The organism is Pseudomonas sp. LBUM1659 (genome assembly GCF_059716045.1).
In genome coordinates, this window is sequence record NZ_CP166797.1 from 4,995,602 (window position 1) to 5,015,215 (window position 19,614).

Consider the following 19,614-nt stretch of genomic DNA (forward strand, 5'->3'; position numbering starts at 1 on the left):
TGATGTCTTTCTTGATCGGTCAGGCGTTATTAATCCATTGCCGATAACGCTTCGCCTGGCGTCGAGATTTCAGCTGGTTGCTGATCAATGCCAGGAACGGTGACATCCCAGGTCGAGTTCGCTTCCCTTGGCTAAGCAAGCCAAGCTGCTTTTTGATCAACGACGCCACTGCAAGCGACGCCAGCGCCTTGTTCTTCCAGCGGACGACGATGGGCTCCACTTCGGTGTCCTGACCTGCCATCCACTGGCTGGGCAAGGTCGGCTCAATGGCCAACGCCGTGGCAAGCCCGACCATCGACACCGAGCCGCTCACCACTCGCTCCGCGACTTCCTTTCTGCGCACTCCACCCGTGACCATCAGCGGCATGTCTGCGATTTTTCCTATCCTTTCCGCGAATTCGAGAAAATAGGCCTCTCGGGCCAAACTGCTGCCATCGCGAGTCTGTCCCTGCATTGCCGGGCTTTCGTAGCTGCCACCCGACAACTCGACCAGGTCGACCGCCTTGGCGTTAAGCATTTCCACCACACGAGCCGCATCCTCGGCATCGAATCCGCCGCGCTGAAAGTCCGCGGAATTGAGCTTCACCGCGACACAAAAGATCGGTGCCACGCGCTGACGTATGGCGTCGATGGTTTGCAGGAGAATTTGCGCACGATTTTCCAGGCTGCCGCCCCAGCGGTCGTCACGCCGGTTGGTCAAGGGCGACAGGAATTGGCTGAACAGATAGCCATGCGCCGCATGAATCTCCACACCCGTAAATCCGGCGCGCTCTGCCAGCACCGCCGCTTGGGTATAACGCTCAATCAGTTCCTCGATCTCCTGCTCATCCAAAGCCCTGGGCGGCACGAAAGCTTTTGAAAGTCCGGGGATATCGACCGCAATGGCGGAGGGGCCTCTTGCCGGCTGCCCCATTGAGGCCAGTAGCTGTCTTCCGGGATGATTGATCTGCATCCAGGCTTGGGCCCCGCGACTGCGGCAAGCTTCGGCCCATAACCGGAAATTCCGCAGGTTCCGATCATCCTCAAGTACCACACCCGCGGGTCCGGTCAAGGCGTGGCGATCAACCATGACGTTGCCCGTGATGATCAGACCCGCCCCACCTTCCGCCCAACCCCGATAAAGCCTGGCCAACGCTTCCCCCGGAGCGTGATTCTCATCGGCAAGGTTTTCCTCCATGGCTGCCTTGGCGATTCGATTGGGAATCACTACACCATTGGGCAATCGAAGCGGTTCAAAGAGCTTGGAGCCGGTCATGTTGTATCCTTCAGTTAACGATAAATGGGCGGTCTTCATTCAAAGGGCAACGCTTCTGGCGAAACGTCATCCTCGGGCTACGTCGGTCTACCTGGGGCTAGGGAATACCCCGATAGACGGCTTTGAATGAGGCATTCAGCAACGGCACCCGCTCACGCAAAGCTGAACACGCATGTTCAATTGAGTCAATACACAGGTATCGGAAACGTGTCGGACGGCCTCGCGAACCTTTTGCCAAATACGATAAATAAAGGGCATACGCGGTTTTTATTCGAAAAAATAGCTGTGCGTTGAAAAAACTGGATTGACGCCAATCGAACACGCGTGTTCAATTGACCCATAAGGCAATCCTGGAGAGAGACCCGTGGAACTCCTGAATCCAACACAGCGCCGCATTCACCAAGCCGCTTTTCGCCTGTTCGCGGAAAAAGGCACCTCGCAAGTGAACATCCTCGACCTTGCGCAAGAGGCAGGGGTGGCGCGCGGCACGGTTTATAGCAACATCGAGAGCATGGAAGGCCTGTTCGAGGCGGTCGCCAGCCATCTCGCGAGAGAGATGCATGAACGGGTCAACAAGAGCTTCAACTCCCTCTCCGATCCCGCTCAGCGCCTGGCCAACGGCATCCGGTTCTTCATCCGTCGAGCTCACGAAGATTCCCACTGGGGGGCGTTCATCCATAAGTTCGCCATGAGCAACGCTTCGTTGCGTGAAATGTTTAGCAGCCAAGCGACTACGGATCTTCTGAGTGGTCTTTCCAGTGGTCGCTACGTGTTTCAGCAAGAGCAGTTGCTCTCGGTCATGACGCTGATATCGAGCAGCGTCCTCGGATCTATTTTCCTGGTTCTGGAAGGGCACAGAACGTGGCGCGAGTCGGGAACTGATACAGCCGAACTCGTGCTGCGGGCCTTGGGTGTGCCTCTCGAGGAGGCTAGAGCGCTGGCGACCGTAGAGTTGCCGGTGCTTCCCCCGATCGACTAAGCGCGGTAACCGACACAACAACAAAACCCCTGGCGTTTTCAGGGGTTCAGGGATCGCTTTGCCCTAAAAACTGGATAACAAGAACAATGAACAACAAAAATGAAATGCCTCAGTTGGAGACGCCACAGCCTGCCCGACATCCGCAACCGACGGTGAAGGCCCAAGGTTTGACTCACCTGATTTTTCAAAGGCCGGACTTGAATGAGGCGGCGCGTTTCCTGATCGATTTCGGCCTGACCGCCAGTCATCAGAATGCCGATACGCTGTATCTGCGCGGCACTGAGCCAACTGCCTACTGTTATCGCGTGCACCGCTCAGAAAAGGCAGGCTTTGTCGGTTTCGGCCTGGCAGTCCAATCGCTCAGGGATCTGAAAAAGCTGACGCAAATTCCAGGTGCATCCTCGGTCGAGGCCTCGATACATCCTGGCGGCGGGCACTACGTCAGACTGACCGACCCTTCAGGCTTTATCGTCGAAGCGGTTTACGACCAGACGCCCAGTAAAAGCCTGGAACACAGGGCTCCACTTCCTTGGAATCTGGCGCAAGAGCAGCCGCGAATCAACGCCACACAGCGCCCGCCGATTGCACCGCCTGAAGTGCTCAAACTGGGTCACATCGTCATTGAAGTGGCCGACTATCAGGCGACCTGTGCCTGGTACACCCAGCACTTCGGGTTCATTCCCAGCGATGTACAGGTACTCCCCGACGGCACCCCCATCGTCGCTTTCTTGCGCCTTGATCTCGGTGACAAGCCGGCAGATCACCATACGCTCGCGATCGCGCAGGGGTTCATGGCGACCTACAGCCATAGCGCCTATGAGGTCGTCGATGCAGACGCGGTGGGCATGGGGCAACGGGTCCTGCGAGAGCGGGGTTGGGAGCACGCGTGGGGAATCGGCCGGCACATCCTGGGCAGTCAGATCTTCGATTACTGGCAAGACCCTTGGGGTGATAAGCACGAGCACTACTGCGACGGGGATATTTTTACCGCCATACAACCTACGGGCATCCATCCCGTGAGTCCCGAAGCAATGGCGCAGTGGGGGCAGTGCATGCCCAAGAGTTTTACAAAACCCAACATGAGCTTCAGCAATGTACGAGCGCTGATCCGCAACCTGCGACGCAGCCCGGACTTAACGATTCGCAAGTTGATCACGCTGATGCGGATGTTCGGGTAGAGCGGCCGCCATGTCGGGCATCACTACACGGTATAGCCGGCGAGACGTGCTCAAAACCTGTGCCTTGATCACCGGCGGCTCGTTGATCTACAGCGTCGCCAGCCCACCTTCAGAACAACACCACAGTTCTCGCGCCATCGAGCGCGGGACAAACGCTGCTCCAGGAGTACCTTCAATGTCTGCTGTACACGTAGTCCGCTTTGAGTTTGAGAACGGTATCCACTGGGGCGTGTTACGCCAAGACCGTATCACGATTGTCCCAGGTACTTTTGAGACCACGGGTGACTTCATCAGCCAGAACCGTATTGATGACCTGGCTCAACTGATAGGTACTCAGTTGGATGCGCACAAAGTGAAACTGCTGTCGCCGGTGACCCGCAATCAACAGTTCGTCTGCCAAGGGGCCAACTACCGTCAGCATATGATCGAGTCGGGCATGGACCCGGATGCGAAGAAATACAACATGATGTTCACCAAGGCGACCAGTTGCCTGGTGGCCGCTGACAGCGTCCTGATCAAGCCGCGCGCAGTACGTTTCCTTGATTATGAGATCGAACTGGGGCTCGTCATGAAACGCGCGATCAGCGGCGCAGTGACCGTCAACGATGCCAACCTGCACGAATTCATTGCCGGTGTGGTCATTGTCAACGACTACTCGGCACGCGACATTCAGATCCCGCAGATGCAGTTCTACAAGGGCAAGAGTTTCCGCACTTTTGGTCCGGTTGGCCCCTACCTATGCCTGCTGGATGCCCAGGACATGCATTACCTGAAAGCATTGCAGTTGCGCCTGACGGTCAATGGCGAAGTGCGACAAAGCGACAGCACGGCCAATCTGGTGTATGGCCCCGCTGAAACACTGACCGAACTCTCCTCCGTCCAAGATCTCGCCCCGGGCGACCTGATCGCCACTGGTACTCCTGCGGGATGCGCGCTAACCATCCCTTCGCCTGCCAAACAGCGCATTGCGGCCCTGATGCCAGAAGCCACCAAGTGGAAGCTTTTCCTCAAAGCGCAAGAGGGTCGGTCTCAGTACCTCAAGCCCGGGGACATAGTCGAAGCGCGCATTCGTAGCGCGGATGGCGTGATCGACTTGGGCGTGCAACGTAACCGAGTCGTAGAGGAAGCCTGACGATGATGGTGCGATCTCTGAAAGACATTGAAAATATCGAGCAGGTCCCTTTGGCCGAGCGTGGCTTGGCTTCCAGCACCTATGAAGCGCTGACACGGGCAGCCGAGCTTAGCCCCAACGCGCCTGCACTGAGTTTCTTCGCCGACGCTACCTGCTTCAGGAACACCCACCACTGGAGCTATGCCGATCTCGTCGAAGATATCACTCGCGCGGCGAATGCCTTCCACGACCTGGGCATTAGCCCGGGTGAAGTGCTGGCTTTCATCCTGCCCAACCTGCCGGAAACCCACTTCACCATTTGGGGGGGGGAAGCGGCGGGTGTCGTCATGGCGATCAATCCGCTGCAAGAGGCCAAACAGATGGCTGCCTTGCTACGGGCCGCCAAGGCCAGTGTGGTGGTAACGCTCGCACCGACGCCGGGCAGTGACCTGTGGCCTAAGCTGGCCTCGCAGCTGGATCAACTTCCCGAGATCAAGCACGTCGTTTGGGTTGGCATGGGACCCTATGTTGATATAGCTCAGCGTGAATCCCTTGAATCCCTGGCAGAGAAGGAACGTGAGTTGCACAGGGGGGCCACGATTCACGAATTACGAACGTTGATGGATGCTCAGCCAGGCACGCACCTGAAGAGCGAGCGGCAATTCCGCCCTGAGGAGCGTTCCTCTTACTTCTGCACCGGTGGCACCACCGGGCTGCCCAAGATTGCGATGCGTACTCATGGGGCTGAGGTATTCAACGCGTGGGCCGTGACCGCACACTTGCAGCCACGTTGTGGTGGCCAGGTCATTTTCTGTGGGTTGCCGCTGTTTCATGTAAACGCTCAGCTGGTGACTGGCTTAATGCCTTGGACCCAAGGTGATCATGTCATCCTCGGCACGCCGCAGGGCTATCGCGGTGAGGGTGTTATCCCACGTTTCTGGGAGATGGTTGAACACTTCGGTATCAACCTATTCTCTGGCGTTCCAACCGTCTATTCCGCGCTTTTGCAAAATGAACTGGAGGGTCGCGACCTCTCCAGCCTTCGTTATGCCATGTGTGGCGCCGCACCGATGCCGGTTGAGCTCTTCCGGGAATTCGAATGCCGGACCGGAGTGAAGATCCTCGAAGGCTACGGCCTCACGGAAGGCGCGTGCGTCTCCTCAATTAATCCGCCCCATGGCGAGCGCTACATCGGCTCCATCGGTATACGGATTGCCTACCAGGACATGCGCGCAGTCATGCTCGATGACGCTGGAGAGTATTTGCGCGACGCCGACATCGACGAAATTGGCCTGATCACCCTCACGGGTCCGAACCTGTTCGAGGGCTACGTTGAGGAAAGCCATAACCGGGGCCTGTGGATCGAGATCAATGGTCAGCGCTGGCTGAATACGGGCGATCTGGGGCGCCAGGATGAAAATGGCTACTTCTGGCTGACCGGGCGCAAAAAGGAGCTGATTATCCGCGGTGGCCACAATATCGATCCCAAGCAAATCGAGGAGGCTCTGCAAGCCCATCCAGCGGTGGCTTTGGCTGCTGCCATCGGCAGCCCCGACGCCTATTCGGGTGAAGTGCCGGTCGCCTACGTGCAACTGCGACCAGGCCATATCTGCAACGTTGAAGAACTTGAGAAGTTTGCTCAGCGCCACATCAGTGAGCGAGCGGCCATTCCCAAGCGGATCGAAATCCTCGAAGCACTGCCATTGACGGCGGTTGGCAAGATCTTCAAGCCCGCCTTGCAGCAGCGCGAGGTGGCCAGGGTAGTCCGGCAGGACGTGGATCGCATGTGTCTGAAGGACATTGCGGTCGAGGTGATTCAGCATGAGCAACGTGGATTGGTCGCCTGCATCCGGGCCGGGAGACATCAAGAGTCCGTGGCCCTCCTTCTAGGTCGCTATAGCTTTCAGGTGGAGTGGCTTAAATGACCCTGACTTCGTAAGTTCGGCACCCCGGCCCTGGCAGGACTCCGCCAGGGTCTTTTTCACAACTTCGATCAACTCCAACTGGCACTGCCAAGTGCACCGGAAGGCGAAGCTTTGCCTGCGCACCAATCAATAAAAACAATACGAGGTGGGAAATGAAACTGAGCAACCGTGCAACCCCGTGTCTCTCGGCTGTGCGAGAAGTATCTTCCTGGATTAAATTGGCAGGTGCCGCGGCAATACTCAGCGCTTCCACAAGCGCGGGGGCCAATGGCATTGCCTTGAACGAACAAAGTGCAAGCAGCGCGGGAACTGCTTATGCGGGAAGATCGTCTTCCGCGTTGGACGCAAGCACCATCTTTGGCAACCCTGCGGGCTTAACCAAATTGAAACGTACTGAGATTTCCGGCGGAGCTGCGGTCGTCTCGGTGAGCGATGACATCAGTGATGCGCAGAGCAGTGCCCCGGGAACGAATAAAGGAAACTCGGTACCGTTGGGGGTTGTGCCCTTCGCTTATATGTCGACGCCACTTGATGATCGTTTCTCGATTGGCCTGGGTCTCTATGCTCCGAGTGGTCTGATCAATGATTACGAGAGCAGTTTTCAGGGCCGCTACCATGGCTCCTATAGCACGACTAAGGAAATAACCCTTCAGCCCACCATTGCCTATCGGATCAATGATTACGTGTCCATTGGTGGCGGACCGACCATAAACCGTTTTAATGCAAAGCTTCAGAATTACCTGGCCACCGGCGCCCTTAACAACGGCGAGGACACACTGGTCACCATCAAAGGCGATGACACCGCACTTGGCTACAACGTCGGCATCTTGGTTGACTTTACTGAGGCTACCAGTTGGGGGATTAACTATCACTCGAAGGTGGACTATGAACTCAAAGGGCATACTGAGGTTTCCGGCTCCCCGAGCGTTATCCCGCTGGACGGAAACTATGACAACAAGATAGACCTTACTATGCCCGAATCCGTGGACACCTCCATCACCCATCATTTCAACAGTCGCTGGACAGGTTACCTGGGAACTACCTGGAAACGTTGGAGCCGGATCCAGAAGGTCGAGGCTGTCAACAGCGGTCTTTCCCCCCTTGGCCAGGCGGCTGGCCTGGGAAGTGTGACCGAAGAAATGAACTGGCGTGACACTTGGTCAACTGCCGTGGGCGCATCCTATCAATTGAACCAACAATGGCTGTTGCGCGCAGGCTACGCCTATGATCCTTCGCCAATCAGGAATGCCGATCGCAGCGTGCGCATTCCGGTTGGGAATCGCCAAGCCGTGACCTTGGGTGGTGCTTATTCGCCGAACTCCGATCTGACGATAGACTTTGCTTACGGTTACCTCTGGGATTCCAAAGTCTCAGTAAAACAGTCGAACAACTCCGGTCTTCAACCGGAATACAGTGCCAACTACGACAATAGTGCGAATGGAATTTCAGTGCAGGCAACCTATCGGTACTAATCGGCCTAACCCTGAGCATTTCGATTACGAATGGATTTATTGGTTTTTCCAGCGCCCATTACTGAACCCGTCATGGGGGCTCTTTACAGCGGGCGGACGCTACGCGTTCCACGGCGTTAGTAGCCATGCCTGATCGAGGCGCTTTACCAAGCTCCTTGCTGTCGGTGCACTCTCCACAAGAGGGTCTCTGCTTTAACTCTGCGCCTGTCTGAAGGTCGTCGCTATCCGTGGCGATTTGGAAGACCCCGAACTCGCGCTCCGCGAGTTCGGGACGGCGCCACCGAATTACGCAAATCAAAGTCTGGAGGGTCAAGTCAGTGCAATTACCCAACGAAAGCTCGACCACTCAAACTGGATTTTCTTCGTTTACGTAATCGATTCTGAAATCGCGTGCCCTCAGACCGTCATAGACTAACCTCCACCTCTGACGAACGCTCAAATGAGGGGTTGCCATGGGATTGCAATGAGGCAGATTGGCAGTCACACACTCGTTCCACGCGTAAAAATACGTAAAAAAGTTAGATTAGGTAAGTGACTGATTTATGGAAGATAAAACACATGTAACTGTTAGCAAGGCTCCGGAATCCATGAGTGAACAGATCGAGCCCGGCGCACAGACTCGCGCCGCCCAGCAACGCCAGCGCGCCAGTCAGTTAGCCCAGGCGGTGCGTACCGAATTGCAGAAAGCCGTGATCGGCCAGAACAGCGTGATCGACGACGTCCTCACCGCGCTGATCGCCGGCGGCCACGTGCTGCTCGAAGGCGTGCCGGGGCTGGGCAAGACGTTGCTGGTACGCGCCCTCGCCCGCTGCTTCGGTGGCGAATTCGCGCGCATCCAGTTCACCCCGGATTTGATGCCCAGCGACGTCACCGGGCACGCGGTGTACGACCTGAACACCGAGCAATTCAAACTGCGCAAAGGCCCGCTGTTCACCAACCTGCTGCTGGCCGACGAGATCAACCGCGCCCCGGCGAAAACCCAGGCCGCGCTGCTCGAAGCCATGCAGGAACGCCAGGTCACCCTCGAGGGCCGTGCCCTGCCCATCGTGCAACCCTTCATGGTGCTCGCCACGCAAAATCCGATCGAACAGGAAGGCACGTACCCCCTGCCCGAAGCCGAGCTCGACCGGTTCATGCTCAAGGTACGTATGGATTACCCCGACGCCGAGCAGGAGTTGAACATGGTCCGGCAGGTCAGTCGTTCGACCCGTGCCGACATGCTCGACGTGCAACCGCTACGCACGGTGTTGCAGGCCAAGGACGTGCTGGCCTTGCAACGTATTGCCAGTGATTTGGTGTTGGATGATCAGGTGCTCGATTACGCCGTTCGGCTGGCGCGCAGCACCCGCACCTGGCCGGGCTTGACCCTCGGTGCCGGGCCGCGCGCATCCATCGCTTTGGTGCGCTGCGCCCGAGCCCGTGCGTTGTTGCGCGGTGGCGAGTTTGTGATTCCGGACGACATCAAAGGTTGCGCATTGGCGGTGCTGCGCCATCGAGTGCGCATCGCGCCGGAGCTCGATATCGAAGGTCTGGATGTCGATCAGGTGCTCAAGCAACTGCTCGATCAAGTTCCGGCGCCACGATTGTGAATCCGTCCCGCCTGCTGTTGAGCTGGCTCGCGATCCTGCTGGCCATCGGCATTGTGCTGGGCACACTGCGGGCACTGGAAATCGACGTTCCATCAACCCTGTTATCGATCAACTGGGGATTGCTGCTGGCATTGCTGGCATTGGCAATACTTGACGTCATTCGCCTCAAGCGCCTGCCCTCGCCTCGTGTGCAACGGCAGATGCCTGGCAGTCTGGCGCTCGGCCGATGGAGCGAAGTGCGGCTGGAGGTCGAGCATGACTTTGCTCAACCTCTCAATGCCGACATTTTCGATCATGTTCCGGATGGCCTGAGCTTCGAAAACCTCCCGCTCTCGGTAGAACTGCAACCCGGTCAGCAGAGTGAGATTGGCTATCGGCTGCGCCCACTCAAACGCGGACACTTCGGTTTTGAATATTGTGAAATCAGTCTGCCGAGCCCGCTGGGTTTATGGTCCGACAAACGCCTGATGAACGTGGCCGACAACACCCGCGTCTACCCTGACTTCGCCCGCCTTTACGGCGGTCAGCTGCTGGCGGTGGACAACTGGCTCAGCCAACTCGGCGTGCGCCAGCGGCAACGTCGCGGGTTGGGTCTGGAGTTTCATCAACTGCGCGAATTTCGTGAAGGCGACAGCCTGCGCCAGATCGACTGGAAAGCCACCGCCCGGCAACGCACGCCGATTGCACGGGAGTATCAAGACGAGCGCGACCAGCAGATCATTTTTATGCTCGATTGCGGTCGGCGCATGCGCAGTCAGGATGACGAACTCGCGCATTTCGATCATGCACTCAATGCCTGCCTGTTGCTCAGCTACGTCGCCCTGCGCCAGGGTGATGCCGTGGGCCTGAGCACCTTCGCCAGCGACCGACCGCATTACCTCGCACCGGTCAAAGGCACGGGCCAACTGAACGTAATGCTCAACAGCGTTTACGACCTCCAGAGCACTCAACGCCCTGCCGATTACCAGGCGGCTGCCACTCAACTGCTGGCCCGCCAAAAACGCCGGGCGCTGGTGGTGATGCTCACCAACCTGCGCGATGAAGACGATGAAGAACTGCTGACCGCCGTGAAACGTCTGAGCAAGCAGCATCGGGTGCTGGTGGCGAGTTTGCGCGAAGGCGTGCTCGATAACCTCCGACACGCGCCGGTGCAAACCTTGCCGGAGGCGCTGGTCTATTGTGGGGCGGTGGATTACTTGAATGAACGCGCGGAACTCCATGAGCGGTTGAGCGCTCATGGAGTGCCGGTGGTGGATGCTCGGCCCCAAGAATTGGGGGCCGAGTTGGTCACTCGGTACTTGAGTTGGAAAAGGGCAGGCGGTATTTAGTGACATCTACCGCTTAGACAGGCCGCTTCCGTCACATCCGCAGTCGTTAACTAAGTACTTTCAAAGTAAGGGACATCTTAAAAGTAGAACTCTGGTTTTCGAGAACGCCCTCAATTTTTACGTCTCCAACCTCAGTGGCATGGTAATTAAATTTGGCTATGCCGCCGACATCTGTATACGTTGATGGCCAGGGTTGACCGTTAACGTTCCAGTCGACCTTACGCCCCACCAACAGAGCTGCAGGCGGCAGTAACTTCACAACTCGTGCCGTAATCACCGAAGACCGACCTACTTGGGTGAACGCAGGTGCGGCGAAGAAAAGATCGAATTTCGCCTGTTCCAGAGGATTCACCGTGATCACCTGTGACTTCGAACTTGGCAGACCGGAATCCAGAGTCGCCACCAATTCATATTCACCGACGCCCGGTGTCACTAGCGCAACCAAGGCGACACCCTCACCATCGGAAACGCCGTCAGGCACGGATTGCCCCGCAAAACTCCACTTGATTTTGATGCCCTCCAAAGGCTCGCCTGTGGGAGCACCTATCACCGAGACACGAGCGTTTACTTCATACCCGGGATAGGTGTCGGGTCTGTCGCAGGTGAGTGACTCGATGACAGGATTAACCACATTAAAATCCAGCTCCGATCGAGCACCAAAACCTACGGTAGCGGTCAATCCAAGCGTCCCTGTTTCAACCGGCGTGAAAGATATTCGCGAAACGCCGTTCGCGTCTGTCGCTGTCGGTGGCAAGGACAAGCCGGGGAATGTCCAGACAACCTCGATCCCCACAAGAGGCTGGCCGTCGGTACGAGACATAACCTTCACTTCTGCGCTGGCTTCCTGACCCAGTTCAATATTCACATTCGCACTGGTCAACGACTCAATCACCGGCACCACCCCGCCATACAACAACCCTTTGGTATCCCAGCCAGGCATACCGCCTTTCACCGTGGCCCACAAAACCTCTTCCCCCTGCGCAACCACCGCAAAGGTCAAACTGGCGATGCCATCGGCGTCGGTCAGCGAAGGTGCGAGTACACGTCCGTCGAACTCCCACCCAACTTCAACCCCGACCAACGGCAACCCGGTCAATGCCGAAACCACTTTGGCCTTGGCATAAGCCTGCGACTCGTCAGGAGGCTGTCTGGAGTCGATCGGCTCATACAGTTCAACTATTTCCCTCGGTTCATTGAGCGTGAAAGTCAGGGCAATCGCATCCGAATTCTGCTCATTGCCTACCGTCGCAATGACCCCAGCCACGCCGGGAGTGGATGGAACAAAGCGCACTTTCGCCACACCATAAAAATCGGTCACAGAAGTCACAACCCCAAGGTCGGGACTACGCCATGTCACCGTCCACCCCGCCATCGGCCTGCCACTGATGACCGACACGACGGTGACTTGCCCAAAATATTCCTGCCCCCAATCCAGCGTCTGATAAACGCTGCTGTTCCCGGTGATTTTCACCACCTGCGAGCCTTCACCCAACGACATCGCGTTCGCCGGCGACAGACGCGCCAGTCGCTGCGACGACAATCGCAACGCAAAACTTGCGTCCTTCAGATCGCCCGCCTTGAACGTGTAGTGCAATCCCACCACGTCGTAAAACTTTCGAGGCACTCCCAGCGCATCCGGCAAGAACTGGATGTCCAGATCTCGAGGTCCGGTCCCGGTCATCCCGAGTGCCAAATCACGATCAAACAAGGGGCTGTTTTGGAGTGCCAACAGCTCAAACGTATGTTCGCCCTTGCGTCGCGGGAAGTAGGTCTTTTCACCCCAGGCTTGAGCCGATCCGCCATCAAACTTGACCATCAGCCCCTGCCACGGATCGCTCGCCAACACCGGGACCGTCATGGTGCGTTTCTCTTCAAAGTCGTCGTAAGGACTGGCCACCCACACATCCACCTCATGTGTTTGGGCGACGGCTGGCACAAAACCAAATCCGGACCAGCCGTCGGCATCGGTTTGCACCACACTCGGGCTCCCCGACGCGCTCCATGTCACGGGCACTTGATTCACTGCGCGCTGGGTGAAATGAGAAAACACCTGAACCCACAGCCACGCAGGGTCCTGCCCCACCACCGGATCCACCGGCGATTCGCGCCACGCCTCGATCCGGACTTTGTTATGCGCCAACACCATCGGTTTGGCGGTGGCGACGAAATTCAACTGAGGCAATTTCAACGTCAGGGCAAACTGGCCCGGTTGCTGACTGGCGGTAAAATCCAGCGTCCAGAGGGCCCCGGCGTCGCTGATGGGTTGAGGTTGATCCAACGCGGGCAGAATCGTTGCCCCCAACTCCTCGACAGGCGTCCCCGACCCTGTCAACGATGTCAACAGCCCCACCAGCGGGCTCAGCGCATTGGGCAAAACGATGAAGCGATGAAGCGCACCCAGACATGGATAGAGCGGCTGAGCGTCCACTACCGCCGGTACCTGATCGAGCCTCAGACTCAGTTCTTGCGTCAGATCCGCAGATACCAGACGACCGGACAGCTCTCGAAAGGTTGGGACACTCTCAAGGCGTAGCTCCAGCTCAAACAGACTGCTGATACTGGTACTGACTTGCGAGACGAGTGACCACTGCGCACCAGCAGCCAATAAAGGTTTGCCTGTTCCAAGGTCGCTGGGCACCAGCCCGATATCCGGTGCTACTCCACGCCAGTGCAAACTGATGTTTTTACCGATCCACGAACTGCCGGCGACCGGCACAACCTTCAAGGTATGTGCCTGGCCACGCCGGCAGAGCACGCCGAGCGTATTGCGCTCGACTTCCACCTCATCCAGCAGGATCTTGACTTCATTCTTCCAGGGGCTGGTCGCAATCGCCTTCACATTAAAAGGCTGTTCAACCGCAACGGCCTCTGCATGGGCCTTGATGCTGGCCTTGACGACCTGATCCCCGGCGACTTTTGGCGTGTACAGCACACTGGCCCAGCCACCGGCACCGGATCGGGTCGGGATCGTGCCTTCAGGGGTTATCCAGTCGACCCACGCGTTGTTCACCGGATCACCGTCGCCACTGACCACGACATGCACCACCTGCACCCGCAACAGCACACTTTCGTTTTCATCCACCACGGGAAACTTGTTGGCCTCGCGCACCTCGCCGACCTTGACCAGATTGCGCGCCAGCGACATGGTTTTTTTCGATGACGGCAGCAGCAGTTTCGAGCAGACCAGTTCCAGAAAAAACTGGCCGTCAAGACGATCCTCGCTCGTCAGGGTCCAGGCCATTTCGACGCCGATGACCGGCACCGGTTCCTCAAGCGCGGGGCTGACATCAACACCCAACTGCTTATGGGAATCGCCGCTCCAGTGCAACGACAGCTCCGTGCCCAACAACGGGCTGCCTGCAGGCAGTTTCACCATCACGGGATAGTCCGAGCCCCGATTGGGGTAACCGATTTTTTCCTCCCAGCTTGTCTCAACCCCGTCGGCATTCGCCAATACGTCCTTCCACGGATCCGTGGCCAGTACCCGGACGTCCAACGACTGAGTGACCACCCCGGCGGCGTAATAAAGGCTGTCGACAGAGGCCTGAATGACCACGTTACCCGCTGCCACCGGTTCAAAATAGAAGTACACCCAGCCTTGGTCATCCGTGATGCCAACACCTTTAACCCCTTGGCCGGCAAGCGTCCAGGTCACTGTTCGTCCGCCAAGGGACTGGCCGGTGTAATACGACGCCACTTGAACGCCCAGACGCACACCCTGCCCGTATTCAAGCACCGGGTAATACGCCGCCCAAAGCACCTCGCGGAACACCAATCGATGATGCCCCAGCGACACATTCACCGGGTAAGGCTCGGCCGTGAACTGGTTAAGCAGATTCATCGAGAAAAGGTAGGGCCCCTCCTCGCCAATCAACGGGCAATCAAACTGCCATGAATCCTCCAGCGGATGATCTACGCCCCAATCCGGCGCTGCGACAACCGCGCCAAGCGGATTGTCGTCACTGCTCAACGCTGCGTGGGTGTCCCGCCAGGCATTGTCTGGCGCGGGGAGGAATTTCAACCGGTGAGCAAAGTTCACGGAGGCCCCCTGGCACATGTACAGCGTCGCAGCGGGTGCCACCGGTTCTTCATCCAGCATCAGGCCTTGCATCACCGCTGGCTCCAGATGCAATTGGAGATTGATTCGGGTGATGCAGATGCCCGAGATGGGGTCATTGGGGGCATTGGCCGGGCTGGACACGTCGACGGTGAGCGTGTCCCCGGCTTTGAATGGCAGGGCCAGCTCGACTTCGTACTTGATCGGCGTGAAATCCAGCGGCTGACCGCTCCTCAGCCGTACCTGATCCTCCTCGACATCCCGTGATGCACCCGGCCGCAACGGGATCTCCAATATTTCTTGCTGCCCGTCGATGCTGATCTTCAGCATGCCCGCTTCGGTGTGCCGGGTCTCGCACCAGAAACCGAGGACATAGCGCGCTTGCGCGCCCGGATCCTTGGGGACCCTAAAAGGCTGACTGACCGAAGACTTGTTTCCAGCCTTCAGAAAACGAACAAATTCGCCTTCATGGAGTTCACGCGCTGTACTCAACCAGCCTTTATTAATCGGACCTTCCCTCCAATCGGTAAACCCCTGCACGAAATCGCCATTGAGGATCAGACTTTCATTGCCCTGGATGATCGGTTCATTCATGACGGACGGCTCCTTCGACGGTTGGGTTTTGCTCCGGGTTTTCGGCTTGGGTCACCAGGTCTTCGACGGTTCGCGCGAAGGTCGGCTTGCCAGCTTTGGCCGTGAAACGGATCCGCAGAATGACGTCCGTCAACGAGAGCAGCATGGCGGGCTGCGACTCTTTTGTCGGCCTTGGAAAGTTCAACGTCCAGGACGACACTGCCCCGGTGTTTTCGAAGGGGCTGAGCAACCCTTCATCAGGTTTCATGGCGGTCATGCCATTGTCGGCAGTCCCTATCGACAAGACGATTTGTTGACCGCTGCGCAGGTTGACCTGCACGTCGGAGGGGGCTGTGGCGCCGTCCGGGTTGTGCAAATACCTCACAGACTGAGACGATTCCTTGGTCGCGATCATGCTGCTGATCTGCAACAAGGTTGCTCGTACATTTTCGTAAGGACCGGTCAGCACCGGCAGATCGACCTCGACCGAGCTGATTTGTCGGCAGTAATGCCCCGGATGATCGCGATCGAACAGCAGCTGGGTAAGCTTGAATTCCAGTGTCCCCCGGTGCTGCAACTGCCGCAGCGCAGACGTCCAATTGTCGATCCCCACTTGCGGTTCGACCTTGTCCTCAAACAATTGCCGCAAGGATACGGTTTTGACCAATTCCAGCCGACGCTCATGGCGTTGCAGGTATTCACGCTCCATGCGCAACAAATGCCCGCGCAGGTGTTCGCCTGCGGTCAAGCCGTGACGGTTATCCAGCCAGACCTGGGGCATGGGGAGATGCGTGTCGTAATCGCCGGTTTCCGCGTTCAACGAAGCCTGGGCGCTGAGACACAAACTGACCACCGCATCGTACGCCTGATAGTGCAGAGCCTTGAACTGGCCCAGCAACCAGCCGAACAGTTCGGCATTGGTCGCACGCGTCTTGAGGAAGTTGTAAACCGTTAGCGCCTGACTGTTGGCCGTGAGGGTTTGCTGCAGGCTGGTTTTGGCCGCCTCGACGGCATGCTTCTGGGCGCCGATCTGCTCGTCGATCGCCCGGATCTCTGCTGCCGCTTGACTGCGTTGCAGCGCCCATTCGTTACGGCGACGGCGGTAAGCCTCGGTGGTGGCTTGTTTGTCCGCATCCAGTTGCTTGACCGCCGAGGCGATGTCCAAGCCGAAGCACACCGCATTGATGAGTTCGTCGGGGCGAAACCCACCATTGGCCAAACCGAACACATTGGGCAGCGCAGCCAGCACCCCGGCTGCCGGCTTGATGCTTGAGGACAGCAGTGACAGTTTTTTTGACTCCTGCAGACTTTCCATGACCTCGTATTCAACCGCCGACACATTTTCGTCGTAGAGTGCCGAATAGGCGTCGGCCCGTTCCGCCGCCACGGCCCGGCTTTGCTCCAGCGCGACCACATTCGCCTTTAACTGGTCGATGGTATATTCCTGCACGGTCTGGGCATAGGTGCCCAGTTTCACCAGATTGTCTTGCTGCATTTCATCCTGCTCGATCCGATCGCGCTGCTCAAGCAAGCGCAGCACCTGGTTACCGTATTCCTGCAGGGTTTGCACCGCACGCAACGCCGCCTCGAACGTCACGCGCCAACGGAAAGCACCGACCACCAGCCGCCCGCCCATGGGTCTCGGCGCGCCAACGCCCCCGGCCGCCAGGTCTTTCAGCAATTGATTGGGATCGGTGGGAGGGCTGAAAAGCAGGATCTCCATCGATTTGCCGTCAAGGGTGAGGTTATTGCGCAGGTTATGCAGGCGCTGGCCGGGCACGTCGTACATCGCGAGCAACTGCTCATTGATCGGGATTTTGAAAGGATTGTTCGCCAGCAACCCGAGCTCGGGCGGTTCTTCGGCACAGGCAGGAAAGTCCGCCAGGCTGTATACGATAGCGCGTTCAAACTGCTCAAGCGCCGGTCGCGACAGGCTCTTGGTCAAGAGGCCCTCCACCGTGTCGGTTTCCCAACGGTTCACTGTCCGTACCGTGGGGGCCTTACCCATGAAGAACTCGGCCTGGACGTAACACAACTTGGCCGCTACCAGGCTGTCACGGGTGAGCTGGCGGTAATACCAATCGCCCCAGGCGACCAGGTTCTTGACGTATTCGGTAAACACCAGAATCTGGAAATGGCAGGGCGCGGAATAGCCGATGGCGTCCGGATCAGTCAGTGCGCGGGTTTCGAAGCCCACATTGCCTTTGACGACATTCAACGGCCGGCAGCGCCAATACAGGGGTTTAGGATTTGGGCGCACAGTTGATTCCGGATCGGCCGGCGCTTGTGGATCAAACAGGTAATGCAGCCATTTTTGCGCCTCCAGAAAACGATCCTCCATGCGCAGACGCGTTGCGACCAGGTGAGGCACATGAAAAAACAGCTCCCAGAAAAACAAGCCATTGGCGCCGTTGAATGCACCGTTCGGCTCGCTGATCGTTGCAGAACCGGGCGGCGGTTCAGACAGAAACTGGGTGTCCCAATCCAGTACAGCGTCCACGGAAATATTGGAACGTTGCACCAGCTCGGGGCCGAAAAGCGAATTCAGACGGGTGAATTCAAGCGTCCAGTCTGGCTGGTTGAAAGCAATAAACTGCGCGGCATCGGAAGTGTTTTTGAGCAATGCCGCCGGGTTGAAGTCCGTTACGTTGACAATCGTCAATGCAAATTCTTTAAGTCCATATCCACCCGTGGCACTGCCAAAAGTAAAGGTCGGCGTCCCCCATGCACCTCTCCCCCGCGTGAAGACTTGCCATTCGGTGCCCCAGCCACCGGCAAGCGGTTTGGAGGTTTTAATGGGTGCCGGGTCGTCGTTGGTTTTGTTTTTCAACGTCAATTCCAATTCAACGTTATCGGTACGGGTTTCTCCCGTGGGCCTCAAAAGTCCCTGGACAATCAGTACATCGTCGTTACCGACGCGAAACGCCACGGCCTGCACATCCAGGTAAGGCGTCAGGGACCCCGGCGTGGGCACACTGGCGACGAGGGTCGGCTGGTTCAGCATCGGATGCTGCACCGTCTCGGCGGCGACAAAGCGTTTGTCCGCGGCGTACTCCAGCCAGCCGCCATCATCTTCGGGCAAGGGACGGAAAAGCACATCGCGTACCGCTGTCACATTCAGACCGGGTTCACTCCCGTCCCCTTTGCGGTTCGTCAACAACACCCCCAACTTGCCCTTGGGGTTGTAATGATCGGCCCACACGGTCGCAATCAGTCGAACGTTTTTGTCCTGGGAGTGATCTGCCGTCTGCGCGGAGCTGTGCATGTTCAGCGGTGCCGACCACTGGCCGTTTTGACTCATGAACGCCAGATTGATGTCCAGCCAGGGCGGTATGCTTTTGCCATCCGCTCCCTCGACCTTGTCCCGCCACTCGGCCCACACCAGGCACAACCGCCCGCTCCAGAACACGGGGCGAATGTCCAGCACCTTGGCTCCTGCGGGAATATCCACCGGCTGCCATTCATTCCACACCGCGGGATTGAGGGCGACATCGGCTGGCGAGAGTTCTACCTCAGCCTTGCGCCAGAAATACTGGTAAGGCGGCACCCGCTGGCGACCGACAAAGTAATAATCAGCGTGTGCCGGCAAGGCACCGTCCATGTAGCTGCTGATCACGTCCAGGTTGCAGGTCTGCTCGAACGTTTTCAGGTAGTCCTGCAGGGCTGCCTGTACCGAATCGCTGTTCAGGCGGGTCTGATTGAGATTGTTTTCAAGGGTTTTGAACAGGCTGGTCTTGCGCTGTCGCACAAAGGGGGTCATGAAATTTTCCGGGTAGATCGCGATCAGTTGTCGCGCGGCCCAATCCGGGTAATTGCTGTAAAGCTCCCAAATCGCCAGATCTCTCTTATCGAACTCGATCGTCGCATAGCCCGGCTCCAGCTTGCGGTACGCGGCATGGATAAACTGCTGGGCGCAGCTCGTCGCTTCGGCCACCCGGGAACTCTGAACCGGGTAGGTGTCCAGGGGATCCATGCGCAGCAGTTCAAACAGGTCTGCCGGAGTATTCAGGAAGCTGTACTTTGGCGATTCTCCGCTCCCGAACGTCCCGATGCAGTACTCGACGAGCGCATTACGGCGCTTTTCGAGCAGGCCAGCCATCTTGTTCAGTGCCATAGTCCTTCCTCCTGAGGGTGAGAGCCGGGAACG

General features: G+C 57.8%; 10 protein-coding genes. 7 read left to right on the forward strand and 3 right to left on the reverse strand.

The genetic code is table 11. The features are described 5' to 3' along the window. Positions 1-19: 19 nt before the first annotated feature. A complete protein-coding gene (locus ACA048_RS22690) occupies positions 20-1,255 on the reverse strand; it encodes an NADH:flavin oxidoreductase/NADH oxidase family protein (RefSeq protein WP_497626369.1) in 1,236 nt (411 codons plus the stop codon). A 364-nt stretch (positions 1,256-1,619) separates the two neighbouring features. On the opposite strand from ACA048_RS22690, the gene ACA048_RS22695 reads away from it, so the two are divergent. The 7 genes from ACA048_RS22695 to ACA048_RS22725 all read left to right on the forward strand — a co-directional run bounded on the left by ACA048_RS22695 (position 1,620) and on the right by ACA048_RS22725 (position 10,837). Further along, entirely contained in the window at positions 1,620-2,234 is a 615-nt protein-coding gene (locus ACA048_RS22695) for a TetR/AcrR family transcriptional regulator (protein ID WP_497626370.1), read from the forward strand. An 86-nt stretch (positions 2,235-2,320) separates the two neighbouring features. Continuing rightward, on the forward strand, positions 2,321-3,412 hold the full coding sequence (locus ACA048_RS22700) for a VOC family protein (RefSeq protein WP_497626371.1): 1,092 nt from the start codon (positions 2,321-2,323) through the stop codon (positions 3,410-3,412). Between the two features lie 175 nt (positions 3,413-3,587). Further along, on the forward strand, positions 3,588-4,544 hold the full coding sequence (locus ACA048_RS22705) for a fumarylacetoacetate hydrolase family protein (protein ID WP_497626372.1): 957 nt from the start codon (positions 3,588-3,590) through the stop codon (positions 4,542-4,544). 2 nt (positions 4,545-4,546) lie between these two features. After that, complete coding sequence (locus ACA048_RS22710) at positions 4,547-6,448, forward strand: acyl-CoA synthetase (protein WP_497626373.1); 1,902 nt, start codon at positions 4,547-4,549, stop codon at positions 6,446-6,448. Positions 6,449-6,600: 152 nt separating this feature from the next. After that, the gene (locus ACA048_RS22715; protein WP_497626374.1) at positions 6,601-7,920 is read left to right on the forward strand and encodes an outer membrane protein transport protein; all 1,320 of its coding nucleotides are present in this window, start codon (positions 6,601-6,603) and stop codon (positions 7,918-7,920) included. Between the two features lie 587 nt (positions 7,921-8,507). Next, positions 8,508-9,509 (forward strand): AAA family ATPase, encoded by a 1,002-nt coding sequence (locus ACA048_RS22720; RefSeq protein ID WP_497626375.1) that lies wholly within the window; start codon positions 8,508-8,510, stop codon positions 9,507-9,509. Continuing rightward, positions 9,506-10,837, forward strand: a complete 1,332-nt coding sequence (locus ACA048_RS22725; RefSeq protein WP_497626376.1) for a DUF58 domain-containing protein — start codon at positions 9,506-9,508, stop codon at positions 10,835-10,837. Before ACA048_RS22720 ends, ACA048_RS22725 begins: the two co-directional genes overlap by 4 nt. A gap of 46 nt (positions 10,838-10,883) precedes the next feature. Here the strand turns inward: ACA048_RS22725 and ACA048_RS22730 are convergent, their stop codons facing one another. Both ACA048_RS22730 and ACA048_RS22735 read right to left on the reverse strand, forming a co-directional pair. Further along, on the reverse strand, positions 10,884-15,488 hold the full coding sequence (locus ACA048_RS22730; RefSeq protein WP_497626377.1) for an MSCRAMM family protein: 4,605 nt from the start codon (positions 15,486-15,488) through the stop codon (positions 10,884-10,886). After that, positions 15,481-19,581, reverse strand: coding sequence for a Tc toxin subunit A-related protein (locus tag ACA048_RS22735; protein ID WP_497626378.1), 4,101 nt, complete (start codon positions 19,579-19,581; stop codon positions 15,481-15,483). The genes ACA048_RS22730 and ACA048_RS22735 overlap by 8 nt, the downstream gene beginning before the upstream one ends. Between the last annotated feature and the right edge of the window lie 33 nt (positions 19,582-19,614).

What these genes read in the sequence shown, in the direction of transcription:
- ACA048_RS22690 (WP_497626369.1), bottom strand. Translation starts at nt 1,255, where the DNA reads ATGACCGGCTCCAAGCTCTTTGAACCGCTTCGATTGCCCAATGGTGTA.
- ACA048_RS22700 (WP_497626371.1), top strand. Translation starts at nt 2,321, where the DNA reads ATGAACAACAAAAATGAAATGCCTCAGTTGGAGACGCCACAGCCTGCC.
- ACA048_RS22705 (WP_497626372.1), top strand. Translation starts at nt 3,588, where the DNA reads ATGTCTGCTGTACACGTAGTCCGCTTTGAGTTTGAGAACGGTATCCAC.
- ACA048_RS22710 (WP_497626373.1), top strand. Translation starts at nt 4,547, where the DNA reads ATGATGGTGCGATCTCTGAAAGACATTGAAAATATCGAGCAGGTCCCT.
- ACA048_RS22715 (WP_497626374.1), top strand. Translation starts at nt 6,601, where the DNA reads ATGAAACTGAGCAACCGTGCAACCCCGTGTCTCTCGGCTGTGCGAGAA.
- ACA048_RS22720 (WP_497626375.1), top strand. Translation starts at nt 8,508, where the DNA reads ATGAGTGAACAGATCGAGCCCGGCGCACAGACTCGCGCCGCCCAGCAA.
- ACA048_RS22730 (WP_497626377.1), bottom strand. Translation starts at nt 15,488, where the DNA reads ATGAATGAACCGATCATCCAGGGCAATGAAAGTCTGATCCTCAATGGC.
- ACA048_RS22735 (WP_497626378.1), bottom strand. Translation starts at nt 19,581, where the DNA reads ATGGCACTGAACAAGATGGCTGGCCTGCTCGAAAAGCGCCGTAATGCG.